The 26,700-nt window shown below is 44.7% G+C and carries 29 protein-coding genes and 2 other RNA genes; 15 read left to right on the forward strand and 16 right to left on the reverse strand.

The window, feature by feature from the left end; all coding sequences use genetic code 11:
• Positions 1 to 132: 132 nt before the first annotated feature.
• From VF412_RS10765 to VF412_RS10775, 3 genes are all read left to right on the forward strand, one after another.
• Entirely contained in the window at positions 133 to 651 is a 519-nt protein-coding gene (locus VF412_RS10765) for a hypothetical protein (RefSeq protein ID WP_331339246.1), read from the forward strand.
• A gap of 83 nt (positions 652 to 734) precedes the next feature.
• On the forward strand, positions 735 to 1,175 hold the full coding sequence (locus tag VF412_RS10770) for a hypothetical protein (RefSeq protein ID WP_331339247.1): 441 nt from the start codon (positions 735 to 737) through the stop codon (positions 1,173 to 1,175).
• An 89-nt stretch (positions 1,176 to 1,264) separates the two neighbouring features.
• Positions 1,265 to 3,013, forward strand: a complete 1,749-nt coding sequence (locus VF412_RS10775) for a histidine kinase N-terminal 7TM domain-containing protein (protein ID WP_331339248.1) — start codon at positions 1,265 to 1,267, stop codon at positions 3,011 to 3,013.
• Here VF412_RS10775 and VF412_RS10780 read toward each other — a convergent pair.
• Positions 2,924 to 3,580, reverse strand: coding sequence for a response regulator transcription factor (locus VF412_RS10780; RefSeq protein ID WP_331339249.1), 657 nt, complete (start codon positions 3,578 to 3,580; stop codon positions 2,924 to 2,926). The genes VF412_RS10775 and VF412_RS10780 overlap by 90 nt on opposite strands.
• 299 nt (positions 3,581 to 3,879) lie before the next feature.
• Between VF412_RS10780 and VF412_RS10785 the strand changes: the two genes are divergently transcribed.
• On the forward strand, positions 3,880 to 4,635 hold the full coding sequence (locus VF412_RS10785; protein ID WP_331339250.1) for a L,D-transpeptidase: 756 nt from the start codon (positions 3,880 to 3,882) through the stop codon (positions 4,633 to 4,635).
• A 139-nt stretch (positions 4,636 to 4,774) separates the two neighbouring features.
• Entirely contained in the window at positions 4,775 to 5,410 is a 636-nt protein-coding gene (locus VF412_RS10790) for a hypothetical protein (protein WP_331339251.1), read from the forward strand.
• Here VF412_RS10790 and VF412_RS10795 read toward each other — a convergent pair whose 3' ends face one another.
• The 8 genes from VF412_RS10795 to ffs form a co-directional block, all read right to left on the reverse strand.
• A complete protein-coding gene (locus tag VF412_RS10795; protein WP_331339252.1) occupies positions 5,411 to 5,806 on the reverse strand; it encodes a hypothetical protein in 396 nt (131 codons plus the stop codon).
• 115 nt (positions 5,807 to 5,921) lie between these two features.
• Complete coding sequence (locus tag VF412_RS10800; RefSeq protein ID WP_331339253.1) at positions 5,922 to 6,449, reverse strand: 4'-phosphopantetheinyl transferase superfamily protein; 528 nt, start codon at positions 6,447 to 6,449, stop codon at positions 5,922 to 5,924.
• A 22-nt stretch (positions 6,450 to 6,471) separates the two neighbouring features.
• Positions 6,472 to 7,437: a quinolinate synthase NadA gene (gene nadA, locus VF412_RS10805; RefSeq protein ID WP_331339254.1), complete on the reverse strand. Its 966-nt coding sequence runs from the start codon at positions 7,435 to 7,437 to the stop codon at positions 6,472 to 6,474.
• 307 nt (positions 7,438 to 7,744) lie between these two features.
• Complete coding sequence (locus VF412_RS10810; RefSeq protein WP_331339255.1) at positions 7,745 to 8,338, reverse strand: GTP-binding protein; 594 nt, start codon at positions 8,336 to 8,338, stop codon at positions 7,745 to 7,747.
• Positions 8,338 to 8,952 carry a recombination mediator RecR gene (gene recR / locus VF412_RS10815; protein ID WP_331339256.1) on the reverse strand — a complete coding sequence of 205 codons (615 nt, stop codon included), beginning with the start codon at positions 8,950 to 8,952 and terminating at the stop codon, positions 8,338 to 8,340. Before recR ends, VF412_RS10810 begins: the two co-directional genes overlap by 1 nt.
• A gap of 12 nt (positions 8,953 to 8,964) precedes the next feature.
• Complete coding sequence (locus tag VF412_RS10820; protein WP_331339257.1) at positions 8,965 to 9,288, reverse strand: YbaB/EbfC family nucleoid-associated protein; 324 nt, start codon at positions 9,286 to 9,288, stop codon at positions 8,965 to 8,967.
• Positions 9,289 to 9,305: 17 nt separating this feature from the next.
• Positions 9,306 to 11,087, reverse strand: a complete 1,782-nt coding sequence (gene dnaX, locus VF412_RS10825; protein WP_331339258.1) for a DNA polymerase III subunit gamma/tau — start codon at positions 11,085 to 11,087, stop codon at positions 9,306 to 9,308.
• 21 nt (positions 11,088 to 11,108) lie between these two features.
• An RNA gene (ffs, locus tag VF412_RS10830) (signal recognition particle sRNA small type) lies at positions 11,109 to 11,207 on the reverse strand.
• 346 nt (positions 11,208 to 11,553) lie between these two features.
• Here ffs and VF412_RS10835 point away from each other — a divergent pair.
• From VF412_RS10835 to VF412_RS10845, 3 genes are all read left to right on the forward strand, one after another.
• Positions 11,554 to 12,783, forward strand: coding sequence for a hypothetical protein (locus VF412_RS10835; RefSeq protein ID WP_331339259.1), 1,230 nt, complete (start codon positions 11,554 to 11,556; stop codon positions 12,781 to 12,783).
• A 52-nt stretch (positions 12,784 to 12,835) separates the two neighbouring features.
• Positions 12,836 to 13,561 (forward strand): patatin-like phospholipase family protein, encoded by a 726-nt coding sequence (locus VF412_RS10840; RefSeq protein WP_331339260.1) that lies wholly within the window; start codon positions 12,836 to 12,838, stop codon positions 13,559 to 13,561.
• A gap of 144 nt (positions 13,562 to 13,705) precedes the next feature.
• Positions 13,706 to 14,608, forward strand: coding sequence for a hypothetical protein (locus tag VF412_RS10845; RefSeq protein WP_331339261.1), 903 nt, complete (start codon positions 13,706 to 13,708; stop codon positions 14,606 to 14,608).
• A gap of 71 nt (positions 14,609 to 14,679) precedes the next feature.
• Here VF412_RS10845 and VF412_RS10850 read toward each other — a convergent pair whose 3' ends face one another.
• The 4 genes from VF412_RS10850 to VF412_RS10865 all read right to left on the reverse strand — a co-directional run bounded on the left by VF412_RS10850 (position 14,680) and on the right by VF412_RS10865 (position 18,360).
• On the reverse strand, positions 14,680 to 15,909 hold the full coding sequence (locus VF412_RS10850) for an isocitrate dehydrogenase (NADP(+)) (RefSeq protein WP_331339262.1): 1,230 nt from the start codon (positions 15,907 to 15,909) through the stop codon (positions 14,680 to 14,682).
• Between the two features lie 240 nt (positions 15,910 to 16,149).
• Entirely contained in the window at positions 16,150 to 16,668 is a 519-nt protein-coding gene (locus VF412_RS10855) for a hypothetical protein (protein ID WP_331339263.1), read from the reverse strand.
• A gap of 91 nt (positions 16,669 to 16,759) precedes the next feature.
• Complete coding sequence (locus tag VF412_RS10860) at positions 16,760 to 17,059, reverse strand: hypothetical protein (protein ID WP_331339264.1); 300 nt, start codon at positions 17,057 to 17,059, stop codon at positions 16,760 to 16,762.
• 431 nt (positions 17,060 to 17,490) lie between these two features.
• The gene (locus VF412_RS10865) at positions 17,491 to 18,360 is read right to left on the reverse strand and encodes a LysR family transcriptional regulator (protein ID WP_331339265.1); all 870 of its coding nucleotides are present in this window, start codon (positions 18,358 to 18,360) and stop codon (positions 17,491 to 17,493) included.
• A gap of 160 nt (positions 18,361 to 18,520) precedes the next feature.
• On the opposite strand from VF412_RS10865, the gene VF412_RS10870 reads away from it, so the two are divergent.
• Together VF412_RS10870 and VF412_RS10875 are read left to right on the forward strand one after the other, a co-directional pair.
• Positions 18,521 to 18,961, forward strand: coding sequence for a hypothetical protein (locus VF412_RS10870; RefSeq protein WP_331339266.1), 441 nt, complete (start codon positions 18,521 to 18,523; stop codon positions 18,959 to 18,961).
• On the forward strand, positions 18,958 to 19,239 hold the full coding sequence (locus VF412_RS10875; RefSeq protein WP_331339267.1) for a hypothetical protein: 282 nt from the start codon (positions 18,958 to 18,960) through the stop codon (positions 19,237 to 19,239). Before VF412_RS10870 ends, VF412_RS10875 begins: the two co-directional genes overlap by 4 nt.
• On the opposite strand, the gene VF412_RS10880 is transcribed toward VF412_RS10875, so the two are convergent.
• The gene (locus tag VF412_RS10880) at positions 19,240 to 20,217 is read right to left on the reverse strand and encodes a serine/threonine protein kinase (RefSeq protein WP_331339268.1); all 978 of its coding nucleotides are present in this window, start codon (positions 20,215 to 20,217) and stop codon (positions 19,240 to 19,242) included.
• Between the two features lie 106 nt (positions 20,218 to 20,323).
• On the opposite strand from VF412_RS10880, the gene VF412_RS10885 reads away from it, so the two are divergent.
• A complete protein-coding gene (locus VF412_RS10885) occupies positions 20,324 to 21,082 on the forward strand; it encodes a SprT family zinc-dependent metalloprotease (RefSeq protein ID WP_331339269.1) in 759 nt (252 codons plus the stop codon).
• Here the strand turns inward: VF412_RS10885 and VF412_RS10890 are convergent.
• A complete protein-coding gene (locus VF412_RS10890; RefSeq protein WP_331339270.1) occupies positions 21,079 to 21,771 on the reverse strand; it encodes a phosphatase PAP2 family protein in 693 nt (230 codons plus the stop codon). The two genes, VF412_RS10885 and VF412_RS10890, sit on opposite strands and share 4 nt — an antisense overlap.
• Before the next feature lie 125 nt (positions 21,772 to 21,896).
• On the opposite strand from VF412_RS10890, the gene VF412_RS10895 reads away from it, so the two are divergent.
• The 4 genes from VF412_RS10895 (at position 21,897) to ssrA (ending at position 26,486) form a co-directional block, all read left to right on the forward strand.
• Complete coding sequence (locus VF412_RS10895; protein WP_331339271.1) at positions 21,897 to 23,333, forward strand: hypothetical protein; 1,437 nt, start codon at positions 21,897 to 21,899, stop codon at positions 23,331 to 23,333.
• A gap of 256 nt (positions 23,334 to 23,589) precedes the next feature.
• A complete protein-coding gene (locus tag VF412_RS10900) occupies positions 23,590 to 24,519 on the forward strand; it encodes a hypothetical protein (protein WP_331339272.1) in 930 nt (309 codons plus the stop codon).
• A 156-nt stretch (positions 24,520 to 24,675) separates the two neighbouring features.
• Positions 24,676 to 25,842: a TIGR02147 family protein gene (locus tag VF412_RS10905; protein WP_331339273.1), complete on the forward strand. Its 1,167-nt coding sequence runs from the start codon at positions 24,676 to 24,678 to the stop codon at positions 25,840 to 25,842.
• A gap of 299 nt (positions 25,843 to 26,141) precedes the next feature.
• Positions 26,142 to 26,486: a transfer-messenger RNA gene (gene ssrA / locus VF412_RS10910) on the forward strand.
• Positions 26,487 to 26,605: 119 nt separating this feature from the next.
• On the opposite strand, the gene VF412_RS20090 is transcribed toward ssrA, so the two are convergent.
• Positions 26,606 to 26,700: transposase (locus VF412_RS20090; protein ID WP_414640837.1), on the reverse strand; the 95-nt coding region annotated here is incomplete at its 5' end.

The following is a 26,700-nucleotide window of genomic DNA, read 5'->3' on the forward strand; positions in this document are numbered from 1 at the left end:
CTGTGATTTACTTGACCTAGACATAGCATCTTGGGTGCCAAAAATTAACTATGTCGTACCTGGGACGACAGACAGCTACCCGCAATCCTGTAACGATTAAAAAATATTAGAAATCGTGAAAGGATGTCCTTGGTGAATCGCTTGGTGATTAAATTCGTGTTTAAGTCTTTGTTGCTCGGTCTTGCAGCTCTTTCTTTAAGTAGTGTGGCGACGGCTGCTCAATATGAACAGTCATTGAGACAGTTTCAAGTTGGTGGTTTTGATATCAATCAAGGTGGCGGCTCGAGCGTCAGCCCTTTTGTGCGCTATCTTCCAGAGCTAAATTTCAATGATAAATTTTCTACTGGATTGTCGGTGATGGCTTCGGCGGTAAAAGAAAAAGTGAACTCTTCAGTGAATGGCCTAGGGGAGCTTTCGCTTTTCGGAGCATATCATTTCAACTCATCATTTGATGTGCGTTTATTTGTTGGAGCTCAATTCTGGGGTGGTAGCCACGGCTCTGGTTTTACATTTGGACCCGAGGCTCACTATCATTTCGGGCACGATGGAAAAATTCCTACTTGGCTTGATTCTGCTTTCATCGTGTATCGCTCCGTAAATGTTGATCCAAGCGCCTCGGAATTTGGTGCTGGCATAGGATTCAAATTTTAACTTCAACTTCAATTCATAGATTAAGGATGATTATGAACTGCTTAAAAACGATCGTGTGCCTTTCTTTTTTGTCGTGTCTTATCATGAGTTGTGGTTCCGGAGTGAATCCAAACTCTGCCGCAGCATCTAACGCTTCGAATGGAGGAGGCGAAACCATACCTGTCTTCACATACGAATCGGGAAATGGAACATCTAATGTGTCAGGTGTTACTGGCTCGGGGACACAGGCTGATCCCCTGAGTGTATCGGATGCGAACGGATGTGCCGAAGTGAGAGTTCAATTAAATATCTCCAATTCTCCAACAAGTGTTTCTTGTCCCGATCCGGGTTTTTATAACAGCAGTTATTATATCTCAGTAGCGGGTAATAAAAGTAATGTCGTATTTGGAACAGGCGGTCCTAATAATACGGCCAATAACTACTCAAGCGACAGCTATGGATTTACCGTCCATTGTACGGCTACCAATGGCGGTGGTACTGCGGATTTTTATATCTACTTCAATGGGGCCGGCGGAGGATGCTAGGAAAACGTAAACGCCCTACATGTGCAAGTTGCATCAGATTTTTCTTTTTGAATAATGACGACTCAACTCGTTTTAGATAAAAGATAAATATGATTTGGACGACCTTTTTAATTACGCTCAATCTTGGCATTCTCCTCACGGGGGGAATGCTGCTAGTTAGGGCGTGGCCTTATTTAAGGGTCGCGGGAATCCGTTGGATGAGTCTGCTGATTTTTTCATATTGCGTAGTCTCGTTCTGCGCGATCATGATTTATTCATCAACGGACTTTGCGACTAAAGTCTTTTTCTCGCACTTTCGATTTGTGGGATATGCCGGTCTCGCCCCTAGTTGGTTCCTGTTTATCAGCGCTGCTTTTCGACGGTGGAATTGGTCGCAAAAGAAAAGTGTTCTTGCAGTTATTTTTACTCCGCCGATCGTTACCATTATATTGTCCCTTATGCCCAAGGGAAGAGACCTGGTAACGACCCAATTCGAGTCCTTTCAATATTTAGGCTTATCTGCTTTGCGCTTTAAAGAGGGGTCTTGGTTTCCGGTTCATTATCTTTGGTCCTACCTTTTCGTTATTCTTGCAACGACCCTGGGGACTGTAATTTTATTTTCTACACGTGGGGTTCAGCGTCGACAAATTGCAATTTTGATGATGGGTGGCACCCTTGGGGCGCTGGTTGATTTCCTCGTCGTTTATAGTGGCACTCCTCTTCGTTGGTTGATGCTGACCAGCTCGACTTATATTGTCACGGAAGGGGCGGTATTTTATGCCGTCTTCAGGCATCAGCTGTTCGATATAGCACCCGTTGCTATGAAAAAAGTTTTTCGAAAATTTCCCGATCCTGTTTTGATTCTAGATGATAAAAATTGTCTTCGCGAAGCAAGCGATTCTTCGTTCGAACTTTTTGGCTGGAATAAGAGTTGTATTGGTTGCGGTCTTGCGGAAATTTTCCCAGAGGCGCCACAGGAAAATGGATTTGTTGCGATTACTGATAAAAAGGGATTGCGGCGTCATTTCGATATGAATTTTGACCCACTGAAGGATGAATCAGGCTTTTTGGTGGGGACATTGATCTTTATGAGGGAAATCACTTCGCTTAAAAACACTCAGGAAAAACTCTCGAATGATCTGGAGTTTAAAGCTCGTTTGATTGCCATGATAGCACACGATATGTCTGGCAATTTAGCGGGACAGATGAGGATAGCTTCTGATTTGGAGCAAAAACTAGATCAGTCGTTTAAGCCACTGCTTGTTGATTTGAATGCTGCCGTTTTTGATAGTCAGAAACTTTTTTCTGGATTGCTGACATGGTTGAAGGCGGAAAGATCAGGGTTCGAGCCATCTATAATTCCGTATGAAATTAATTTTTTAGTCAGAGATGTTATTAAGGCGTATCAAGTCCAAGCGCGCTCGCGAGGAATTAGAATACAGTTCCAATCCAGCCACGCCAGTCGTCTAATTTTAGGAGATTCGGTCATGATTGAATCTGTCTTACGTAATCTTTTATCGAATGCGATCAGAGCAAGTCATGGGGGCAAGGATATTCTCGTAGAGCTAAGCTCTAGTGACAATCGAGTTTATGTTAGCGTGAAAGACTTCGGGGTAGGGATGACGGCGGACAGGCTTCATAAAGTCATCCAAGCTTCACAAGAGTTCTTTACCTCGGACGTGATGGACTCGGATGGCTATGGAATTGGGTTAGCTATTGCTCGTCGTTTCGTGGAACTGCATGAGGGACAACTGGTCATCGATTCCGAGCTAGGGCTGGGAACGACGGTCTCCTTTGACATTCCCTTGGAGATAAAAGCCAACCATGTCAGCAATTCCTCTGGCGCCAGTTTTAGCTGAGATACGATTCATATAGGTTCGCACTGTGGATCGATGACAATTCATGATTTCTGCGATCTCAGGTGGATTTTTTCCTTCAGCAATAAATTTTAAAACTTTATATTCCTGCTCTGACAAGGGCTGACCAGTGCTGACTTCCAATAAGGCATCGGCCTGAGGATCGAGATAACTTTTGCCATTTTGAAGACACTGTTCAATGGCGGTGGCCAACTCTTCGAACGCATTCAGTTTAAGCATCAAACCCGTCACCTGCATCTGGTGAATCCGGGCCAGTATTACCGAGTTTTGCGATCCCGTCAGAACGAAGATTTTAGTATTGGGCGATTGCGCTTGAATGTGCTCGATGAGCTCTGTGCCATCGATATCAGGTATACCAAGGTCGACAATGGCAAGATCAAATTGCCGGCTTCTAATTTGTTGAAGGGCCATTTGCCCCGAGTATGTTTTGGTCAAATGTATGATCCATTTCTTGGCAAGGCTCGAGCGATCTAGGATCGACTCGATGCCTTCGACAAAAATCGGGTGGTCATCACATATAAGAATTCGAAGATCTCGAATAGAAAACATAGTTAATTGTGTATTAGATTACTTAGGACAGGCAAGTTTAACATGAGTTGTCTGCCTTTGTCAGAACGCCCTTCAGCTTGGTAAGTGAGTGTGACGGCGCCGTTTTTGAAGGATTTGCATGGTCGGCATCGCGTTCGATGGTTGATTCGCAAGATAAAATAACCTTGTCCTTATCAATCAAAAAGACCACAGCTCCATAATCCTTACAATTACCTCTCTTTCAGAGGCATTCTCCCCGCATTTTTGATATGACCCTCTGGCTATTTTAATATGCGAATTTGTTTATTAGAGGAGACAAAATGAAATCACTTTTGGCAGTCTTTGTATTGGCTGCAACATTCTCTGCGAATGCTCAGGTTGTAGAATCATACAGCAGCAACAGCGTTGCAGATCAAGCAGCGAAACTGATGGTTGAAGAGCCTTATGAAGCTCCAATCGGTAAGATCTTTGATGAAGAGGCTTACTTCCGTGGCGAATTGCCAGTGAATCAATACACGAACGTTATCGTTGTGAATAAGGCGGCGAAAGGCCCTGAGGCGCAAACAGTTCGTCTCTATACAAACCGTCAGTTGATGCTTACGACTAAAGTATCTACGGGTCGTGAAGACGTTGAGATCGTAAATCCGGTTAAAAGTCTTTTCCGTAAGATCTTTAATACAAAAGGTACAACTCAATCTCATTGGAGACACACTCTTCGTGGTTACTATGGTGTGACTCGCGTTTATGACTTTGACTACAAATCTGGTGAAAACAACTTCCATATGCCATATGCGGTATTCTTCAATGACTCTCATGGCTTGGCATTGCACCAAGTTCCGCCTGACTTAGGCGGTGGAGAAGCAGCTGGTATCGCAGCTTTAGGTCACAGAGCTTCTTCTGGTTGTGTTCGCGTTTCTGAGGCGGGTATCATCCAGATCAGACAAGCAGTTTTGGCCGCTGACCAAGGGCAAGTTCCTTCTATCGACTCTAAAACGGGTCTTCAAAAAGTGGATGACCAAGGTCGTCCTCAATTCAGAAACGGTTGGAAATCAATCGTTATCGTAGAGGAATACTAAGAAGCGACGAAACTTCAAGATTCTTGAAGTATGGCGTCTTGACCCTTTGATAAAAGGGGCATAGGAAAAAGGCTGAGCAAAATGCTCGGCCTTTTTTATTTGTCTGCTCCGAGCTGGTATGCAGACCTCGGGAGCCACAATGACTTTAAATGAACTCGTAAATATCCCTGACGAAAAACGTGATCATCAGTGGGAAGTTGATTTCTTTATGGCGATCACTAGCGGGAATTTGAAACTCATGGTGGATGCTCCTCAACAAGGACCGGATGGTTGGCCGTATTTATTGACCCAAACTTCTGCGGACGCGACAGAGCCTGCGCAAAAGATCATGTCATGGCTTGCCACTAAAGGTGTAGGCCTTGTTGTAAATCCTCAAAAAGAATATCCAGATTATGTTTTCACTTTCGGCATGATTTGGAATTTCCGCGAAACGGGGCGCTTCTATCAAGTAGCTGATGCAGCTCCTGTGGGTGCTTTGCAAATTAACGAGGGACAAGGATTGCACGCCGGTCCTCCGACGCCGCAATACTTGCCTCAATATGTCCGTAATATTGTGAAAGAGTTTTTCCGTGATCAAGGCGTGCTTCGTCCACGCATTTTGGTGATGAGCACAGATAGAAAACATTATGACTTAGCGTTTTCCCTAGAGTCGTTGGGCAACCCCCCTCAGAAAGAGCATCAGGGGATTGCCGAAGCAATCAGTTGGTTCCTTCCTCCGCACTATTCAATCGTATTGGTGTCGGAAAAAGGTTTGCCTGAATTTACAGATCTCTAATTATTCCAACTCACCCGGAGTCGGTAGCAGATCCATCAAGCATTCTCTCCAATACTCAGGGGCTTCGTCGCTATAATCGACAGCCACATAGAAGCCCTTCTTGCCAAGAAGTTGAGTTCGGGTGATCACGCCTGACACCTCGAGGTTCATATCCTCTAGGTGCATGAAGACGCGATCACCCACAAGACAATCTAAATTTAAATTTTTACGAAGCGCCATTGGGATTAAATCATCACGCTTGATCAATAATAGAAGGCCTGATGAAGAAGCTTCTACGATTTCGCAGTTTTTTGCGATCTTCGCGAAATCATCCAATGAAGTTAGATAAGATACATGAATGGGAGAGACTTCTTTCCTAGGAGCCACTCGCTTGCTGTTCTTTGTTGTACTTCCCATTTTTCACCTGCCTTCAGAAACACGCTACAATTTTTGACTCTGCTTTCACTCTTTGGGGGATTTCCCTCGAGGATGCATCGTGCTTAATAAACTTTTCGGCAGGACTGGACCAAAGTTAAGAGCAAAAAATAAAAAACGCGAGAGTATGATGGGCGAAGCGAATCACAACTCCACGGCCTTCAGTTGAATTATTGAGAAGTGATGGCTTTGTAAGAGTGAATGTCTCAGTGTGAGAATCAATTTTTTGCCATCCCCCTACAGAAATCTTCGAAATCACCGACGGCTGATCAAAGTATTTAAGCGCTTTATAAGCGGCCTCTTTGGCGCACCATAAAGAAGAAACGCTCGGGGCGGCGTTGAACTCTTCGGGCGAACAAATGCGTGCTACAACCTCGGGCTTCACACGTTCTGTTAGCTCTACATCCACACCTAGATGATGTTGCGAAACTACAAACAAGCCCATTTCTGGGGCGTGGGAAATCGAAGATTGCAATTCGTCGGTTTTAATTTTCGCAAGAGCTGCGTGAATCAGTTCGCGGTGATGGGGATTTTGGCTCCCCCAATTGGGATCGGCAAAGACTAGCAGATCTGGGGATTTTAGAAGCTGGCGTAGGGATTCTAACACGTCATTGGTTATCGCCATGTCAGAATCCTTTCTTAGAAAATTACAGCGTAAATGCTTTCGGCCATTCAACAGGCTTGCCGCTTGTGATCGACATCATACGATCCAAAGATGTTTGGGCTTTGATACGAAGCTCTTCGTTCAAAGTGATCTCTGGTTTGAAAGTCTCAAGTGCATGTTTGATCTTCTGCATAGAATTCATCTTCATGTAAGGGCAATCATTGCAAGAGCAGCCCGCATCCATCACCGGAGCTTGAATCAACGTTACGTCAGGACGTTTTTTCTGCATTTGATGGAAGATGCCAGTCTCAGTTGCCACGATGAATTTCTTAGCAGGATTTTTTTCAACCTCTTCAAGTAAGCGAGAAGTTGAACCAATAACAGAAGCGTATTGCAAAACAGAATCATCACACTCTGGATGTGCAATCACCACCGCATCTGGATGTTCTTGAATCAATTCATACAATCTTTTTGCATTGAACAGCACATGCACTTCGCAGGCACCTTGCCACAACTCAAAAGGACGATTTAATTTTTTAGACAACCAGCGGCCCAAGTGCTGATCGGGACCGAAAAGAACTTTGCGATCTTTCGGAATCGACTCAATAATCTGTTGGGCATTGGAAGAAGTGATGATCACGTCAGAGATCGATTTCACTTCCGTGCTAGAGTTGATGTAAGTCACAGCAACGCCGTCTGGATGTTGGCGTCTCCAGGCAAGGTATTTTTCGTAAGGCGCGCCCTTCACAAGCGAACAACTTGCTTCCATGTCTGGAACCAAAACTGTTTTGGAAGGATTCAAGATCTTCACACTTTCAGCCATGAACACAACGCCGGCAAGAACGATGACTTGCTCTTTCACTTGTTGTCCCATTTTAGCCAAATAGAAACTGTCGCCAACATAGTCAGCCACATCTTGGATATCGCCATCTTCATAATAGTGCGCAAGCACCACGGCATTTTTTTCTTTTTTCAAACGCTGAATATCAGCAGCAATATCATAACTCATAAGACCCTCAGCCAATTAGGCAGATATCAAAGTCTAAGTATAAACCCAAATTTCGCGATCACCTATAGCACAGCCACACATAGGTCGTAACGAAAAAACCCCCAAATAACACACCCGAATCCAAGACTTTTCCAATACTTCCTAAACACTCAAAAGCAAACACCATAGCAATGAGGCAGAGAGGGAATTAACATTCCTTGATCTGAGTTCCACAGCGAACCGAGAATTATTTAAATATGAAGAATAAACAAGAGCGAGGACTGTCCGAAAGAGCAAGGAATGTTAATTCCCTCTCTGCCGGTCTTCGTTAAAGGGTCGTCCCGCCTTTTAAGACGTTAATGATAGACTTAGAAACAGTCTTCAAGGATTCAAAAACGCCTCGGCCTTCAGAAGCACAACCTTCAATTTCAGGAGCGTTATAAGGGTTTAAAGCGCTTCTAAGCTCCGCAAGAGAAGCTACATTTGGAAGATCGCGCTTATTGTATTGCATAATAAGAGGGATTTCGCGGATGTCGTAGCCTTGCTGTTCCAAGTTTCTCTCTAAATTGCGAAGGGATTCCAAGTTTTCATCCATACGCTCAATTTGAGAGTCTGCTACGAAGATCACGCCATCAAGGCCTTTAAGGATCAATTTTCTAGAGGCATCGTAAACAACTTGGCCAGGAACTGTGTAAAGGTGGAAGCGAGTTTTGAATCCACGAATATCACCCACATTCAAAGGCAAGAAGTCGAAGAATAAAGTACGCTCGATGTCCGTATTCAATGCCACGAGTTTGGATTTTTGATCCTCCTCGGTTTTTTGATAAACCCACTGAATGTTCGTGGTCTTACCACCCAATGATGGGCCGTAATACACGACTTTGCAGTGAATCTCTTTGGCATTGTAGTTAATAAAGGACATTACAGCTCCACGCGATTTTGAAGGGCGCGACCCATGGTTCTATCATCTATGAAATCGATGTCGCTGCCAATAGGAACTCCATGAGCAATGCGAGATAATTTCAATCCTTTGCCCTGAAGTTGCTTTGCCAGGTACAAAATCGTCGTGTCACCTTCAAGATCAGCGTCTAATGCGAGAATAATCTCTTTAATCACAGGACCATTGCCCTCAAGACCATCTTCTACGCGCTCAAGAAGTTCTTTGATTTTCAAATCTTGAGGACCAATGCCCTCCAATGGAGAAATCGCACCGTGCAAAACATGGTAACGGCCACGGAATGCACCTGAAGATTCAATGCGCATGATATCTGCGGGTTCTTCAACAACGCAGATAGATTCATCGGCGCGGTGAGGATCTTCGCAGTAACGGCAAATATCGGAATCAGTGAAATTAAAGCAACGAGGACAATCGTGAACCTCAGCGCGCACGCGTAGCAAAGCTTCACTCAATTTCTCGGGAAACTCTGTTTCTGATTTGAGAATGAAATAGGCCAGGCGTTGAGCAGTCTTTGGCCCGATACCGGGAAGACGACTCAACTCGTGGACTAATTTTTCAAGCGCGCTGATGTGTAACAAGTAAACTCCGGCTTAGAAAAGGCCTGGGATGTTCATGCCGCCAGTGATTTTTTCCATCTCTTTTGCAGATGTATCACGAGCTGTTTTTACTGCTTCGTTAGTTGCAGACAAGATCATGTCTTGAAGCATTTCTACGTCGCCAGCTTTTAGAACTTCAGGGTCGATAGTCAAAGAAAGCATCAAGTGGTCGCCGTTCACTTTTACTTTTACAGCGCCGCCGCCAGATGTTGCTTCGTATTCTTTAGTTGCAAGCTCTTCTTGCGCTTTTTTCATGCGCATTTGCATTTGGTTTGCTTGCTTCATCAATTGGGCCATGCCCCCTGGAAGACCTTTCATGTGAACTCCTAGCCGATCTATGGCTTCTGATTTTTCAATTCAACTATGGATTTGATCTGACCTTTGAAAACTTCTTGGGCCGTCTTCACCATAGGATTTTCGGCGATGCGGGTGCGAATTTCATCTTCAGCTAATTGCACTTTCTTTTGTTGCAATGCTTGGGCAGACTCGCCGACCTGATCGCGGTTCATTAATACTTCAAAAGAATACCCAGCACCCCAGTATGAATCAATAAATCCTTGCAGCTTTTTACGCACCTGAGTGTCGGCCATCTGTTCTTTGAGGAAGGCTAGTTTTGGAGGGACACCAAGGCTGATTAATTTGCCCTCTTCCTTCGCAAAAAGAAGATTTTCGATCTTGGCTGCAAATAAGGCGTCATCTTGACGAAGCAATTCGACAAAATTCATCCATTTTTCAGTGGGAGTGTTGCCTGTCGCCAGTTTCGGAGTTGCCGGTTCTACGGGAGCCGCTCCTGGAACCGCTGGAGCAGGTTTGGCCGCCTGAGTTGATGCGCTCGCTTTGGGTTTGTTTTCCATCGCGGACTTCATGGCCTCGAGGCCTTGCGGAACTTCGGGAACGTTTTGAGATTCTTTAAGACGCTGGTGTCCCTTTACAGGGGGAGCTACCGGCGGAACGTAGGGCCTGGCACCACCTGCGCTGACTGGATTAGTATTTCCACCTTGCATGAAGCTTTTCAAGTCAGTCAATTTCGGAGCTGAGGCCATGCGAAGTAAAACAACTTCCAGCACAATGCGCGGATCCTGAGCGCGAGGAATATCAGAGCCACCTTTTAGCGCCATGTCGAAGAGCATGTGGATGTCTTCTTCAGAAAGACGTTGCGCCATTTCGTTCAACGCAGCCAGTTCCGAATCAGGCATTTCTAAGATTTGAGTCGCTTGGTTGCCAGAAACTTTCACCAGCAAAAGATTGCGGATCATCTCCAACAAATCTTGCGAGAATAAGTGCGGCTCAAAACCTGCTTGAGAAATTTTCTCGATCACTTTCAAGATCGCTTGCGAGTCACGATCTACCAGGGCAGACAAAGTATCAAAGAGCAAAGCGCGATCCGTAAGACCTAAGATCTCCACAACATTCGCACGAGTCAAAGCTCCGTTCGCAAAAGTGATCACTTGATCTAGCAAACTTTGCGAGTCACGCATAGATCCGTCGCCTTGGCGAGCGATCACCCACAAAGCATCTTCGTCAGCAGTCACGCCATCTTGATCGCAGATCAATTTCAAGCGTTCAGTAATCTGACGAGTCGAGATTCTTCTGAAATCAAAACGTTGGCAGCGAGACAAAATCGTTTGTGGGATTTTGTGAACCTCTGTCGTCGCCATGATGAAGATCACGTGTTCTGGTGGTTCTTCCAAAGTTTTTAGCAAAGCATTGAAGGCACTTGTGGAAAGCATGTGCACTTCGTCGATGATGTAGATTTTGTATTTTCCACTCGTCGGCATGAAGGCCACTGTTTCGCGAAGCTCACGAATCGAGTCGACACCGTTGTTTGATGCTCCATCGATTTCGATAACGTCAACGCTCGAACCAGTTGCAATTTCACGGCACGAGTCACATTGGTTGCACGGAACAAAGTTTACCGCATTTGGACAGCGCAAAGCTTTCGCCAAGATACGTGCAGAAGATGTTTTACCTGTTCCGCGGGGACCTGTGAAAAGAAGTGCGTGAGGAAGGCGGCCGTTCTTAAGAGCATTGGAAAGTGTTTGGGTAATATGATTCTGTCCGACGACGTCAGTAAAAGATTGGGGACGCCATTTGCGTGCAATCACCTGATAGGACAAAGATCACCTCAGAATAAAAAAAGTGGCCGAGCACCCCATATCACATAGACTCTCGAGTACCGTTGCTTCCTTCCGGATCTAGCGGGTTTCGTCAAGGGTGCTATTGTATGGGACCCGGCCACTCAGGGATGTACCCCATCGCCCCTCTCATTACATTCAATAACTCACCGCAAAAGGGTGCCTGCTTCTTTTTTGTAACCATGTCGCGTCACTGAGGCCTGTCGAAGAGTTAGAGAGGGATTAATAATCGATTTCGACCGGAAAAGCCGACCTAACTCTGCGTTCAACAGAGTCCTGTCGTAATAAAATGAGAATGATGCCGAGATTTGTTCGATTGCGAAGGGGATGAGCGGTGTTTCATATTGAATCGGCGTCTAATTCATTAAAATTACTTACTTTTTAGATTTAGGCAGCTGTTGGAAAGCGGCATAGAGGCTGCAGATTTAAATGCTAAATGGGAGATCCTATGAAAGTGCAAATCTACAAAATCCTCGTGCTAGTTACTGGAACCATTGTTTTGGTTTGCGGTTGTAGTTTTAAAAAATCCCATGATGCAAATCTGCAAAGCCCTCAGGTCGAAGCTAAGAAATTTGCAAATGAAGATGAGCTTCAATCAGTACTAAGCGCGAAGCTTGAAAAGCAAGATGTAAATGGTCTTCTTAACTATGCTTTCTATAATGATTTGGGTCTCGATTATGTCATAAAAGAAAAAGACAAAACTCTTGCGGAACTTTTGGAGAATGTGCCAGTCCAAGAGCTTTCGAAACCGCAAAATGTTTCATTAATTCAATCGATAGAGAATACACATCCAGTTAGCATCTTAAAAAATCAGAGTCTTCTCGTTGTAGCGGGAAAAACTTTAGACAAAGTGCTTTTTAAACAAGTCATTCAGGCTTTGATGACAGATCTGAAGAAAAATCCTGAAGTAGGTCATGATTCCTTACAATCACAACTAGAAGAGGTTGCGCTTGAGGCGGTTGATAATAAGTCCTTTGGAGAAGTCATTGAAAGTGGAAGACTTGCCTCTAGATTCGAATGGATAAAATTTAAATTGGAGACTATCGGAAGCGTCGGACTTTTAGATAAGACCAATGTATCAGTTAAAGTTCTGAACTCTTATTTGTATTCTCAATATATCAAAGAAAATCCGAGCAAGGCGATGGAGCTAATAAAGGCACTGGATAGTGCCAAGGTTTCTTGGAACTTGACGAGTGCTGAACAAACATCAGTTTTTAGTACAATGTATGCTCTGGGTCTTCCTGAGGCAACGAATAGAGAAATGACATTATTTTTCCTGAACCATAATCGCTCGTCGGGAGAGGTTCTTACTTCTGAATGCGACCTGGCAACTCCTTATATTTTAGACCCTGTGATAAAATTATTTGCGGATGGCAATGAAGAGCAGGCCGCGATGTCATTACAGCAAATCACGACTGCTATTAAGGGACAGAAGAACTACTGTGATAACGGTATCGACTACATCGTACGTAAAGTAACTGATGATTCTCGAGCGGCACGTGTGATAAAAATGTATGTGCAGATCGAAGGTCTCTCGACAGAAGACTTCATAAAAAAACTAAGATCACAGGCAGTAGAAAATAAACGTCTCGCTTTAGTCGCCAAAGTTCGTGAACTTATTCCTGAGGAACAGAAGGCGCAATTTGATTTGTACGTTCAAATGGCTTCAAATCAATAAAATTCCAAAAACATGGATCATCTGCTAGGATTGGCCCAAAAGGGGCCTATCCGTGAAATTGATTGAACAACTTGCCCAAGAAGACTTCACATTGTCGCTCAGTTCTGGGTACTTCGGTTTCTTCGCTCACTGCGGATTTGTGAAAGCAGTTTATGACGAGGGCTTGCGCCCCAAACTTCTGACGGGTTCTAGTGCCGGAGCCATCGTTGCCGCTTGTTTGGCTTCAGGAATGAATCCCACAGAGATGGAGAAAGAATTTTTAACTTTGAACAAAACCAACTACTGGGATCCGGGAATTGGTTTCGGAGTTTTAAAGGGACATGCCTTCGAAGAAACGCTGAAAAAATATGTCGCAGCTGATTTTTCGAATTTGAAAACTCCTCTGCGAATTGCGACTTACAATATCTTCAAACGTAAAACAGAGATATTCGAACAAGGTCCGCTGGCGTCAGTCGTGCGCGCTTCGTGCTCGATGCCTTTTTATTTTCATCCTGTGAAAATTGGTCGTCATCACTATTGGGACGGCGGCATCAATGACAAAATGGGGTGGACGGGATTGCCTGAATCAGAAAGGGTTTTAGGGCACTGGTTGCAATCCACTAAAGGTGCGGATTGGTTCGAGCGAGCGATGGCTTCCACCCATGGAAAAGATAAGCGGCACGTGCTAAAAATTTCCAACTTACCCCCGACGGGACCGGGAAATTTTCACAACGGTCCAAAGGCGATCGCTATGGCTTATGAAGAAAGTAAGCGATTCCTGAGTCAGAAACTCGTTTAATTCAAATCCCAAACAGCAATGCCTAGGTTTTAGGCGTCTCTGAAAAGCTTTCCTTTTGACCAAAATGTTTGGAATTTCCGCCCTCAAATCAATAGATTGCGGGTCGTGAAGTTCTTAGGCAGTTTCGCCAAAAAGGGCACTTTTATGAAACGTCTTTCCGCAACAATCACAGGTCTTCTGATGATGAGCTTTTCAGCTCATGCGGTTCCGGTATGTGCGGATGTGAAGGGGACTGCGAAGGATGTGATCTTCCTGGAGGGACCGAACTGCGATATCGCGAAAGATATTTCCGATGTTGTGAATGAAATCTCTGCGACCTTCGGTGGACCTTCTGTGACATTGCTTATCGGGGGAGCATCCGACAACGCAAATTTTGATTTAGGTCACCTGATCGAACTGCCATATCAAATGATTTTCTATGGCCGTTACGGATCTGAATATCCAGTGCCACGAATGAGTGTTGTGATCAGTGCCGCACACGAATACGGTCATGCAATTTTCCACGAGCGTTTCAAAGAAGAATTCCCGCAATTCGCTGATCTCGTTGCGAAGCTTGCAAAAGTTTCTGACGTGAAAGAAGCAAAGGCACGTGGTCAGGCAACGCAAGAGCAGCTCAGCCAAGCGATGACGGATCTTACGAAAACTCCCAGCTATGCAGAGTTCTCAAAGTATTTATCGGCGTATTCTGAATTTTTCGCCGATGTGATTGCGGTTTATCACATGCAAGACAAGAGTGCGATGTTAAGCGCTTTATACTATCAGCAAATGTCAGACACGGACTTTGCCTTTGCTCGTATGCGCGACTTCGCATCGAAACCAACAGAGCGCTATGAAGCCATGTTAAGTGAAGAACATGCAAAGCTTGCGATCGCTAGAACCTATGTAGGCGAGTCATTGTGGCCGAAAGATAAACTGCAAGCCAAGCGATTCGAAGAAAAAATCCTGAGCGCGATTATGACCGTCGTAAAAGCCGATATGAAGAATGGGAAAAGTCCCGATTGGAAAGAGATGAACGACAATCTGATCGCGGAACTAAAGAAGAAATAAGCGCAAATAAAAAGAAAAAGGGAGCTCGAAAGCTCCCTTTTTTATTTCAACAATTTGAAATGTCTTAGCAATTACATCGCAAGAGCTTTTTTCAAGTTCTCATCCAGTTTCGCCAAGAACGGCTCAGTGTTCAGATATTTATCTGCTGGCACTTTGTCGCCATAGATGCAAACCGCAAGATCTTTTGTCATGAAGCCAGCTTCAACTGTTTCAACGCAAACTTTTTCCAAAGTTTGAGCGAACTTCACAAGCTCAGTGTTGCCATCCAAGTTTCCACGGTGCTCAAGACCACGAGTCCAAGCAAAGATAGAAGCGATTGGGTTTGTAGAAGTTGGTTTGCCTTGTTGATGTTGGCGATAGTGACGAGTCACTGTTCCGTGAGCTGCCTCTGCTTCCATTGTTTTACCATCTGGAGTTACAAGAACTGAAGTCATCAAGCCCAAAGAACCGAAACCTTGAGCGACTGTGTCTGATTGAACGTCACCGTCGTAGTTCTTACAAGCCCATACGAAGTTACCATTCCATTTCAAAGCAGATGCAACCATGTCGTCGATCAAACGATGTTCGTAAGTGATGCCAGCTGCATCGAACTTCGTTTTGAATTCTTTTTGGTAGATCTCTTCAAAGATGTCTTTGAAACGACCATCGTACTTTTTCAAGATTGTGTTCTTAGTAGAAAGGTACAAAGGCCATTTTTTAGACAAAGCTTGATTGAAACAAGAGTATGCGAAACCGCGGATGGATTCATCTGTGTTGTACATAGTCAAAGCAACGCCATCACCTTTGAAGTTGAATACTTCATAAGTTTGAGCTTCGCCGCCACCTTCCGGTTGGAAAGTCACAGTCAACTTGCCCTTACCTTTAGTCACGAAATCAGTTGCGCGGTATTGGTCACCGAATGCATGCCGACCGATACAGATTGGTGCTGTCCAGTTTGGAACCAAACGAGGAACATTTTTGCAGATGATTGGTTCACGGAAAACTGTGCCATCCAAGATATTACGGATAGTGCCGTTTGGTGATTTCCACATTTGCTTCAAGTTGAATTCTTTAACGCGAGCTTCGTCAGGAGTGATAGTCGCGCATTTGATACCAACGTTGTACTTTTTGATGGCTTCAGCAGCATCAACAGTAACTTGGTCGTTAGTAGCATCACGATGTTCCATGCCCAAGTCGTAGTACTTAATGTCGATATCAAGGTATGGAAGGATCAATTGTTCTTTGATGAATTTCCAGATGATTCTTGTCATTTCATCGCCGTCGAGTTCAACAACGGGATTTGCAACTTTGATTTTTTTCATAAGTCGGTCCTTTGCGTTTTAGTAATAGAGCCCTGAAAATATAGAATGAAGGCCCTTGTTCTGACAAAGGAATTCCATGCCGGTCCTCGACGATAATTCAGTCACAGAATGGGGAAGAGGAAGAATAAAGTGATTACTCCTCGGCGGAACTCAATGCAGCATCGAGTCGAGGCTAATGGTGGGGAGCTGTGGCGGTCTCAAAGAACGAAACCGCCCGAAGTATCATCTGAAAATTGCGGACTAGAACGGAACAAAAACCGAGCGGTTGTTGTTGGTATTGTCTTTATAAAGTACCAAGCAGTTGCCTTGGAACGTGTAGTACAGTTTTGTCGTATTCAAGCTCGCATTGCAGCTCATTTGGAAATTGGGACGATCGATTTTTTGTGTGTCGCTAACAGGATGACTTACTTGGAACGAGTTGTAGTCATACACAGCTGGCGCCGCCACTGTAGCACGCAATGTGTTTCCAGAAAGATCGCAGTCGTTTACCAACTGGATTGTGCCGTTTTGAATGTACATAGAAGTTGTTAAGCGGAAAGAGCCTTGCGCTTGTACCATTTGCCAGCGACCTTCGATTGTGTGAGGAGCAGTCGTCACGCCGCAAACACTGTAATCAGTTTGGTTCACAGGATTGTTGCCGTTGCCGTTGTTGTTGTCGCTCGCAACGTTATTGTTGTTTGGGTCTTGGTTGTCTTGATTTTCACAAGCTGTCACAGAAAGTACTACCAGCACAGAAAGAGCTGCGATCAATAACTTCATTCTATCCTCCGAATTTTTTTGAGCTCTTCAAGCTTTTCGTGGAGGTTGTCTTTAGTCAAATAAAAAGGAGACCTTGCGATCCCCTTAAAAATTATACGCCGAAGAATGGATTCTTCGCGCGGGCTTCTAGTCTTCGCAATTCCTGTTCTACAGGTTCTGCAACAAGTTCTGGTGTGTTGTAGCGATAAAGACGCGGGCCATTTAACGTGCATCTTGCGATGGCGAGCATTAATCCAACTGCCTTGTAGGCAAGGTAAAGGAGGAAGCTTGTTATTTGGCCGGCCTTTTTTACGCTTTCAACAGACACATCCGCAGAGGTTTCAACGAGCCTCAATAAAGTTCGCTCGTTCCTATATTCCCAATTTCGTTTCTTACGCAATAAAGCGTGCATATCTTCCTCCTGGTTGGATAATGCTCGCCAAAGCGCAGACTCAAAAAGGCCGCGAATCCAAACTCTGGCGAGAGTTTGTTGTAAAGTTTTGTGGAAAAAGACAAAGCAATGCCGTGAAGGCGCAGCGATGCCTGATTCGAAAGTTAATTTATTAAAATGTCTTGTGGCTTATTGATCCGAACTTCGCGAACGAAGCGTTTAATAAGATATCTGCACTAAAAGCAAATATGTGACGTTAGATCAGAGGCCACGCCGTTAATGAGCTGCTGTTGCTCGACGGTATTTGATTTTTTATTCATCATAATTTTCATGATGGCCTCCTTTCATCAGAGTTATTTCTAATATCGGATGAGCTGTCCAAAAAGTAAACTAAAATATTTGAAATGCTCGCAAATTCTTTGCGGTGGCTAGTTCCAACGTGGAACTACATTCTATTTTTTTGTGATGGAGTCGATGAGATCTTTAAAGTACACAGGCATTTCACTGCGCGAATACCATGCAAGTGCAACGGGATCGTCAAGAAACATTGTCTTATCAAGAGCAATCAGTGATCCGTCTTTAATAAATTCATGAACATACTCGGTGGTTAGTACAGAATAGCCGACACCGTGTTGAATCATCGACGTTAATGCATCGATATTGTTTGCGTAGTGTCTTTCAGAGCGAATTTTCTTGTTCAATTTATATTTTTTTAAAAGATCGAAAGTCATCATGTCACTTGGATCATGATCGACGATGCATTCTTTTTCTAGAATGTCAGATAGTGAGCGCTTCCTCCATGAAGACGGTCCCACTAAAATATATTTTTCGGGTGCAAGCATTTTGGAATCAAGTTCAAGGCCCACTTGATTCGCGGGCAGCGCAGCTAATTGTGCAAAACCGTTTTTCAATTTCCCCGCGATGTTATTTGCATCAGTCAGATCAAAGCGCATGCGCAGTTGCGGATGCTTTTTCAAAATCGCACTGACTCGCGGGATAACTCGCGAACGCATCAGTGTTGATGTGCCACTAATGCAGACGTCAATTGTAGCGGATGATTTTTTTCCAGAGAGCTTTGCAAGTGTATCGCCTTCAAGATCGCGAGCGGCTTGAACATAGCGAAGAAGAGATTCGCCCTCGTTAGTCAGGCGCATGCCTTTTCTAGAGCGGGTAAAAAGGGTGACTCCCAGCTGCTTTTCCAAGCTTCTTATTCTTTGGGTCACCCCTGTTTGGGTGAGATTTACCATTTTTGCAGCTTCCAGGACCGTGCCCTTTTGGACGACGGCCCAGAAAGCTTCTAGGGAAGGGCTCAGTAAACTCATTTAAAATCATAATAAAGTGAAATTTATGAATTATACAAATACTTTCTTTAAGAATATTTAAGAAAAAGAAAGAGGTGATCATCAGGAATCAACTATCCACAGCGAATTTGGATAATCCTGTGGATAACTCCGCACACTAGACACTTAAAGGAAGGTTTTTATGAAAGCAAAAATGTTGGTGGGTTTTCTAATCAGTCTTACTGCAGTCAATGCAAACGCTGGCTGTTGGGCAACTCGCTTGGATCCTATCTGTCCCAAACCTCATACAGTGATCTGCAAAGCCAAATCAGCGTCTGGTGGGCAGTTTGCGGTGAACTATGACGAGCAAACTCAGTCGGTAAATTACGCATTTCAACCAACGAAGCCATGCAACGAACGCACTCACCGAATCTGTCCGGACATGATTGCATACAACTTGAATTCTGCTAATCAAACGGGATTCGAAGGTAAAGTTGACGTGCAGCCCGAGCAATTACATCTGAAAATTGGCAATCAACTTGATTTACAGATGCAAGGCCATAACGGCGCCATCGCGATTTCAAATTTCAATCTTCAAGGGGAAAATGTTCCTACAGAAAATTGGGAGTGCATTACACAGTGATACAAGCGGGCCACTGCCCCTCGAGAAACTGCGGCAGCACTCAAGCATATACTTACAGCGGTAGCACTGATGAAGCGGATGCAACGGCGAAATTTACAACGAATTTCACTCGCGCTCCCGGTGTGAACTACCTCCTAACATTGACGAATAAACAAGAGCCACAGAAAAACTTTTCAGTGGCTTTCCATCAGTATGAGGATCAGTCAATTGGTGTGTCGTCTGTAGGCATTGGTGGCGCAGTTGTTAACACCGCAGGCCTTCAATGTGTAGAGCAGTAATTAAGGATTAATTTTCCACGCGATCTTTTCCAGAGCTTCAACCTCTTCCGCCCAATAGCGGTAGGTGTTGAACTCTGGGAATAGACGCGGAAAGCTTGGATCATCCCAGCGTTTCGCGATCCATCCGGCATACATTAAAATGCGCAAGCCACGAAGCATAGGAATCCACGCCCATTGATGATCTGGGAATTCGCGAAGTTCCTCGTAACCAGAAATAATCAGATCACGTTCTTCGGAAATAGCGTCTTCATCGCCAGATAAAAGCATCCAGAAATCTTGGATGACAGGGCCATTCACAAAATCATCGAAGTCGACCAAGAAAAATTGCTGACCGTTATTCAGTAAATTTCCTTTGTGACAGTCACCGTGAATGCGAATGAATTCAGATTTATCGAAGTTGTCATCAATCGCATAAAGAATGTCTTCAGCGGCAGTGTTATAGCGCTGGCACAGTTCCGGTGTGATCCAGTCTTGAAGATTATCGAGTGTCTCCCAGCCGCCATAATAACTTGTATCAAGTACAGGGCGATGGGGAGCCATCTTGCGTGCGCCAACATTGTGAACCTGGGCCATCAAACGGCCGACTTTTTTATAATCTTCGCCCAAGAACTCCTGTGGCATGCGCCCCAGAACTTTGGGAAAGAAAGCAACGTACATGCCGTCGACTTCAGTCAAAGTCAGATCATGACCTTGCATTAAAGGTGCAACCGCAGGAATACCTTCTGCTTTTAATGACAAAAGAAAATCGTGCTCTTCTAAAATCGCTTCTTTGCTCCACCGGCCGGGGCGATAGAATTTGGCGATGACGTTTTTATTGTAAGATCCTTTTTCAAAAGGTTCTTCCAGCTTGATGTCAAAAACGCGATTTTCATAGGAATTCAGTTGAGTGAATTCGCCGGTAGGAAAAAATCCCGCGTTCTCTGCAGAACGTAGAACTTTCTCAGGATCTAAATTGTAAAAAGAAGAGCTTTTATCCATTTCTAACCAGCCTCCCATTCACAATAACATCATGCGTGGCAAAAAGGTACGGCGTACCTTCTAGGATCTTGCCACTAAGGTGGGGGGTAAGTCATTCTTCTTTGCGATGAAGGTAGAGAAGGAACACTTTCTTTTTGCAAGATGGCCAGTAGAGGTTCACCGACGTGCGTTTCGCCGCTCGGTCTCGATCTATCTTTATCCCAATAAACCTATCAAGGTCGTGGCGAGCAAATCTACCTCTCAAAAGGTCATCGTTGATTTCTTGATGGCCAAGAGAAACTGGATTGAAAAGACATTTGAAAAGTTCGCGGATCTTGCTGAACAATTTCCTGAAAAGAAAATTCAAGCCCTCGAGGATTTCCCGTATTTAGGTATCGATCGAAAATTGAAGGTCGTCATAACTCTGAATAAGAAAACATTTGTTTCAGTGACAGATGAAAATCTATTGTTGCACATTCCTCGTAATGAATGGAGTGCTGAAACTCCGTTGCGGGAACATCCTACGGCTTTGAAAGAGATTCGCCATTTCTATAAACGTGAAGCGATCCAGCTGCTAGGCGCCCGCATTCGTCACTGGGCCGAGCAAATGAACTTACATCCATCCCAAGTGAAGTTTCGCGAACAAAGAACAAGATGGGGCAGTTGTTCCTCAAGGAAAGTGATCAATTTGAATTGGCGTCTGATCGTTTTTCATCCCGAGATCATTGATTATGTGATCGTTCATGAATTGGCGCATCTGGCTCACATGAATCACTCGGAACATTTCTGGGGTTTGGTTGAAAAATATATGCCGAATTATCGCGAGTTGATGGGATCGCTGAAGCAATCCCAGAATCTCGTCGAATTCCTTTCAGAAAAAAACTAGTAAAGCCCGTTCTGGGTTTTCTTCATCATAAGTCTCATGGCAAGCAAGGTGCCGACATAACCTATGCAAGCACCAAAGATCGTATCGCTTAAGAAGTGATCGTGAACGACAATGCGCGTGCTACATACAATTGTCGCAATTAAAATCCACAACCAGCGAAATTTAGGAAAAGCGATGGTAAACATCGTTGCAACTGTGAACATCACTTGGGAATGGCCTGAAGCAAAAGATTGCCAGTGCCAATGAAAATTAAAGGGATGAAAAACAAAAGGTTCAAACGTTGGTGTTTTGTGAGGACGTTGTCTTCCCACGGTGAACTTAATCAAATGGGTCATGATCCCTGAAACCAGCAATGCCACTAGAAAATTCAAACCCCAGCGACGGAAGTAATCGACTTTTGCAGAATATTTTTTCAACGAAGCGATCTTCGGCGCTACAAAACGGCAGAACGCCCAACTTAAAATCGCGATCGCGAAATAGTAATCAGAAAGACCTAGATCGGTGATCTCTCTGGCGATAGGGCGGTAAGTGGCATTGATATCCGGGCGACCGAAGAATTGTGAAAGCTGTTGGTCGAACAGAAGGGCTGCCACAACGGCGAGAACAAACGCTGTGATGACTACTTTTAGAATGTGTTTTTTTAACTTAAGAGGGCTGCGTAAAAGCTCGCCGAATTGTTGTACAGGCATGTAATTCCTTCTAGCGGGGAGTGTAAACCGGATGTGTATTCGAATACAAGGTGTGATGAGGGGTGACGAAACTTGGCGCGGGCCTTGCTATCTGCCTTTTGCACATAAAAATCTTGGAGGATTTCATGTTACCAATGCTTCACAAGCACACAATCATTACGGCTGCTTTGATGGCGTCACTAAGTCTTACCGCATGCGGTAGCAAAAAGGACGTTTTAAAAGCTCCGGACCAAACTTCTCAATCAGGTACTGATGCAAATTCTGGCAACGGCCAAAAACAAGATACTAAAACAGGCGGTTCTATCGGTGGAGGCCTTGGCAATCCAAGCACTGATGGCAAAAACAATACAGAGCCACCACTTCCTCTTCCTGGTGCAACAGATCTTCCGGATCCAAGTGCTCCGGTTCAGCCAAAACCGGCTCCAGCTCCTGGTAAATCTCAAGGACAAGGTCAAAACACTAATACTAATAATGGTTCAGTCCCTCAATCTCCTTCAGATTCAGCGAAGCCTGCTCCATTGCCACCAGTGACTTCTGAAAAGCCAGCTCCAGACCTGGGCACAAATCCACTTCCAAATGATTATCGTTCTGATGATGCCACTCAAGTGGGTCGCGATAATTTAACGAAACGTATGACGGGCGGGGTGACTGCTGACGGTCTAGTTTATACTTCTTCTTCAACAGATGAACTTTTGAATTTCCTAAGAGCACGCAATGCGCGCGTTGACGAGGCCACTCGCCAAGCCAATATGGCGGCCGCTGCTTCTATCTTGTCTGCGAAACTGACTGTAGATGGCATGTCAGGTGATGCGATCGTGACTTTGAAAATTCAAGAAGGCGACAGCACTAAAGTTTATAATATCGCAGGCAGCATGAACGATGGGGGCGCAGCTTCTGCACTTCGCTCTGTCCGTGCGGGTAACGGCGAAAAATCAACAGGTACTCGTTCTATCGAAGGTACAATCAAATGTTTGGATCTTGATGGTGGTTGCACGAATACTTACGTTCGCGTGAAACTGGCTTCTCAAGATTCTACGGCTCGTGTGGGCGTGATCTTCAGAAACTCTGCGGCTGATGTTCATATCAGTTTGCCGGGTCAATATTCTGACAATCCAGAGTATTTGGTACTTCGTGAATTCTTCAGAAACTCTATCTTGCAACAAAACAGCGAAAACAGAATTAAAGAAGCTCGCATGAGTTCATTCGAAGTTCTGAATGGTCGTTCAGGTGTTGCTTTGACGATTAAAGGTATGAACAGCCAACTTCTTGGTTTCGCAGGTCCATTGCTTGCTCCAGAAGCGGGTACTGGTGTGAATATCAATCTTTCTAGAATTGCGAAAGACAATGATGACACATTGGATTTGATCAGCTTGAACAGTTCAAAATTGACTTACCAAAACTGGATTGGTGATGCGCGTATGGTTGCCAACAATGGTTTGGGCCAAGTTAAAATCGCTTTGAAAATGAGAAAGCGTTCTACATTCGCTCAAGATCAGTTCGCGATCACATTCATGAGAAAGATCAAACCTCTCGTTGAACTAACAGATGACAATTTGAAATAAACTTTTAACTGACAATTTAGTTCCTCCTAATTGTTTGTTTTCCCTGAAGGCCCATAGACTCCAAGCTATGGGCCTTTTTTATTTTCATCTGGTGGTCAAAGCGACATTCATAAAGCCACCTTCGACAGACAGTAATAGACTTCAATATTCCCGCAAAACGGGAGTGCAAGCCAGTGACTTAGTGACACTAATATTTTGGTACGCTGATTGCTTTGGCCATATATCGGGGAGTTACTTAAAACCATCGGGGGACACAATGGCTCTAAAAAACAAAATCTTCTTAGCAATCGCGGTTTCTACTCTATTAGGAATGGCTTCTGCGAAAGCGTACATCGTTCCTGGCCAAGGCGGCGGCTTCCAGCAAGGTCCGCGCGATAATAACGGACCACGTCCTCTTCCTCCACAGCAACCAATGCCACCAGCACCTCCACAACAAGGTGGTGGCTATCCTCCATATCCAGGAAATGGTGGCGGTTATGGACCAGGTAACGGTGGTTACAATGGTCAAGAGCAGCGCACGATTCAAGTTCGTCGTCGTATCATGAACGAAAATCTTCCTTTGCTTCAACTCGCTGGAATCGATCGTCGTTATGATGGTTACATAGTTCAATCAGTCACAGCGTTTATCTCTGGCAGTGCACCTCGTGCGCAAGTTTCGTTGGTGATTAATGGTCAACAAGACGCAAGCTCTTTTGCGAATCGTGGGGCTATAACTTTGGTTCCTCGCTATGCAGCTGTTCTTGGACAAGTTCGCGACATCACTTTGTCAGTGATGGGTGGAGTTGATTTGGATACTGTTGTGATCACATTGCAAGCGCGACAAGACGGTGGTGGCGATCATGGACCGGGTTGGGGTCGTGAGATCACTCTTCCAATTCCAGTGGCTCGCAGAATGTTGGGTGCGGATCGTTTGGATATTACTCAGTACATCAACGTGAACCAGTACCGTGGTTATAGAATCACTGCGGTGGAAATCGAAGCGGCTTCTTTGTACCAAGTGGCATTCCTTGACCTTTACATCAACGGATTCACTCAAGGTCAATCAATCCAAATCGGTAACTTTGTTCAAAGATACTCTGTGTATCCACAAGATGCTGTTATTGGTCAAAGTGCTGCAAGCATTGTGATTGGTAACCGTGGTGACCTTGATGTTCGCGGTGTGACTTTAAGATTGTCTCGTCGCTAATCAACGAACTTACAAACAAACTTACGAAGGGCTTCTGGAAACAGAGGCCCTTTTTTTATGCTTTGCGATAAGCTGAAATCCTGCGCCAATCGAAATCCCTTGTTTTGATCGTTTAAATCAGGTCGAATATTTGAGCGTAAAGGAGTACGGATTTCTATGCAGAACAACCACCCAGAGTTTAGCAAAGGCAAAGAAATTTCAACAGGTTCGCTGGTTCCGCCAGTGTTGTCTGATTACATGAACTATCGCCAGTTCTTGGCAGATTTTTATAAGTTCAAGCGTCAGTCATCGAAGGGCTCTTTAAGGGCTTACAACTATGCTGTGTTCTCTGCGGCGGCGAATATCAAATCACCAAACTATTTGAAGATGATCATCGAAGGAAAAAGAAATCTTTCTGACGATATGATCGGCAAGTTTGGTAAGGCCCTTGGTTTCAATAAAGAACAAACTGAAGAGTTCCGTTTGCTTGTGCAATTCACTCAAGCAACAGACCCAGCAGATCGCAACATGTACCTGAAAAAGCTCAGCGAGCACCGTGTGGGTGTGAAACTGAAAACGGGCGAGATCGACCGTAAGAGCTTCGAGAAAGTTCCGAACTGGGTGGCATGGATCATTTACGCAATGATTGATCAAGAGGGCGTGGCGTTTGATACGGCAGCTCTTAAAAAACTTCTTCGTGGCAAAGCTTCTGAAGATGAAATTGAAAATGCATTGGCTTCTTTGATGAACTCTGGCGACATCCGTCGTGATGAAGTGACGGGCGAGATCAAGAAAGCTCGCAGTCTGACAGAATCTCCGGAAGATATTCCAGTGGCTCTTGTTAGAAAGCTTCAATCGCAGTTGATGTACTTGGGTCTTGAGTCTTTGTATCAAGATCAACCGACAGAGCGCGAGTTCGGCACGCTGACGATGTCTTTGACGAAAGCGGAATTCGAAGAAATCAAATTCAAGCTTCGTCAAATGCGCAAGGCCATCAATAAAGACAACTCGATCGCTCGTATGAAATCAAAAGGCGAAAGAGTGTACCAATTGAACATCCAATTATTCCCTGTGACGAACGCGGTGGAAGGTCTCGAGAAAGCTCCAGTGATTCAGCCCGCTCTTGATGTGAAGATCGAAGAGATGGTTGAGACAGCTTTCGAGGCAGCTCAAGCAGCGGCCCCTGTTGAAGAGGTTGCAGCACCTGTAGCCGCTGCACCAGTGGCACCGACGGCGTCGGTTGCACCGGCCGCAACACCTGCCCCAACGGCTTCAAATAATAAGTCTTCGAACGTAAGTTCACTTGCCGCAACTGCCGCATCCGCAGCAGATCTTTTCCGCTAATTTGCCTATTTAAGAGGCTGTCATTAAACATGACAGCCTCTCGTGAAAATTTAAGATTCTTAAAAAATAGTGTCACATTTACCCCAAAAAATGGGCAGCAATGTGGATAACTCTGTGGAAGACCCACATAAATGGTGGATATCTCGACCTTTTGGTGCGAAATGACCTCTGCTTATGTTAGCATACTGTCAGGATCGGGTAACATAACATGCTAATTTTTTGCGCTGTGATGAACGAGAAATTCGTTGTTTCTGATGCATGAAAAAAGCAGGATGACCGATCGTTTTTGTTTCTCTCATGGGGGCGTACTGGCTTCGACGTGGGTGCTGAAACATAAGGAGCATACCGGGGCGCCTGAGGACCTCGTAAAAACGGGCATTTTGTAATTGGCAACGATTACGCACTTGCAGCTTAATTAGCCTGCACGATCAACCTTGAGGTGGTTCCGCTCTTGGATTGATCGTCATTTAGGGACCTCGGAGTGCTGGGTTTTCTCCAGCAGGCACTCTTAAATTTACTGGGGGAGAGGTCTTAGGGATTTTGTCTGTGGAAGCCTGAGGACCAATCTAAAACACTGACTAAGTATGTAGCGCCTTATCGCGGATCACTTGCGGACGGGGGTTCAATTCCCCCCGCCTCCACCAATTTTTTCTTCTGGAATGTGTGGTTCTACTCACTTCATGGTGGAACTTTATCCAAAACACACAAAAATCATAAGGTTCTACTCACTTCATGGTGGAACTTTATCCAAAACACACAAAAATCATAAACTTAGCAGACGAAGCCTGTAGTTTTTAAAGCTTCTAAATCCGAAAGCCCGCTTCTGCAACAGTTTTGCGAGATTGTTAAAACCTTCCG

The sequence above is a fragment of the Bdellovibrio sp. genome, from assembly GCF_036384735.1.
Classification (GTDB): Bacteria; Bdellovibrionota; Bdellovibrionia; order Bdellovibrionales; family Bdellovibrionaceae; genus Bdellovibrio.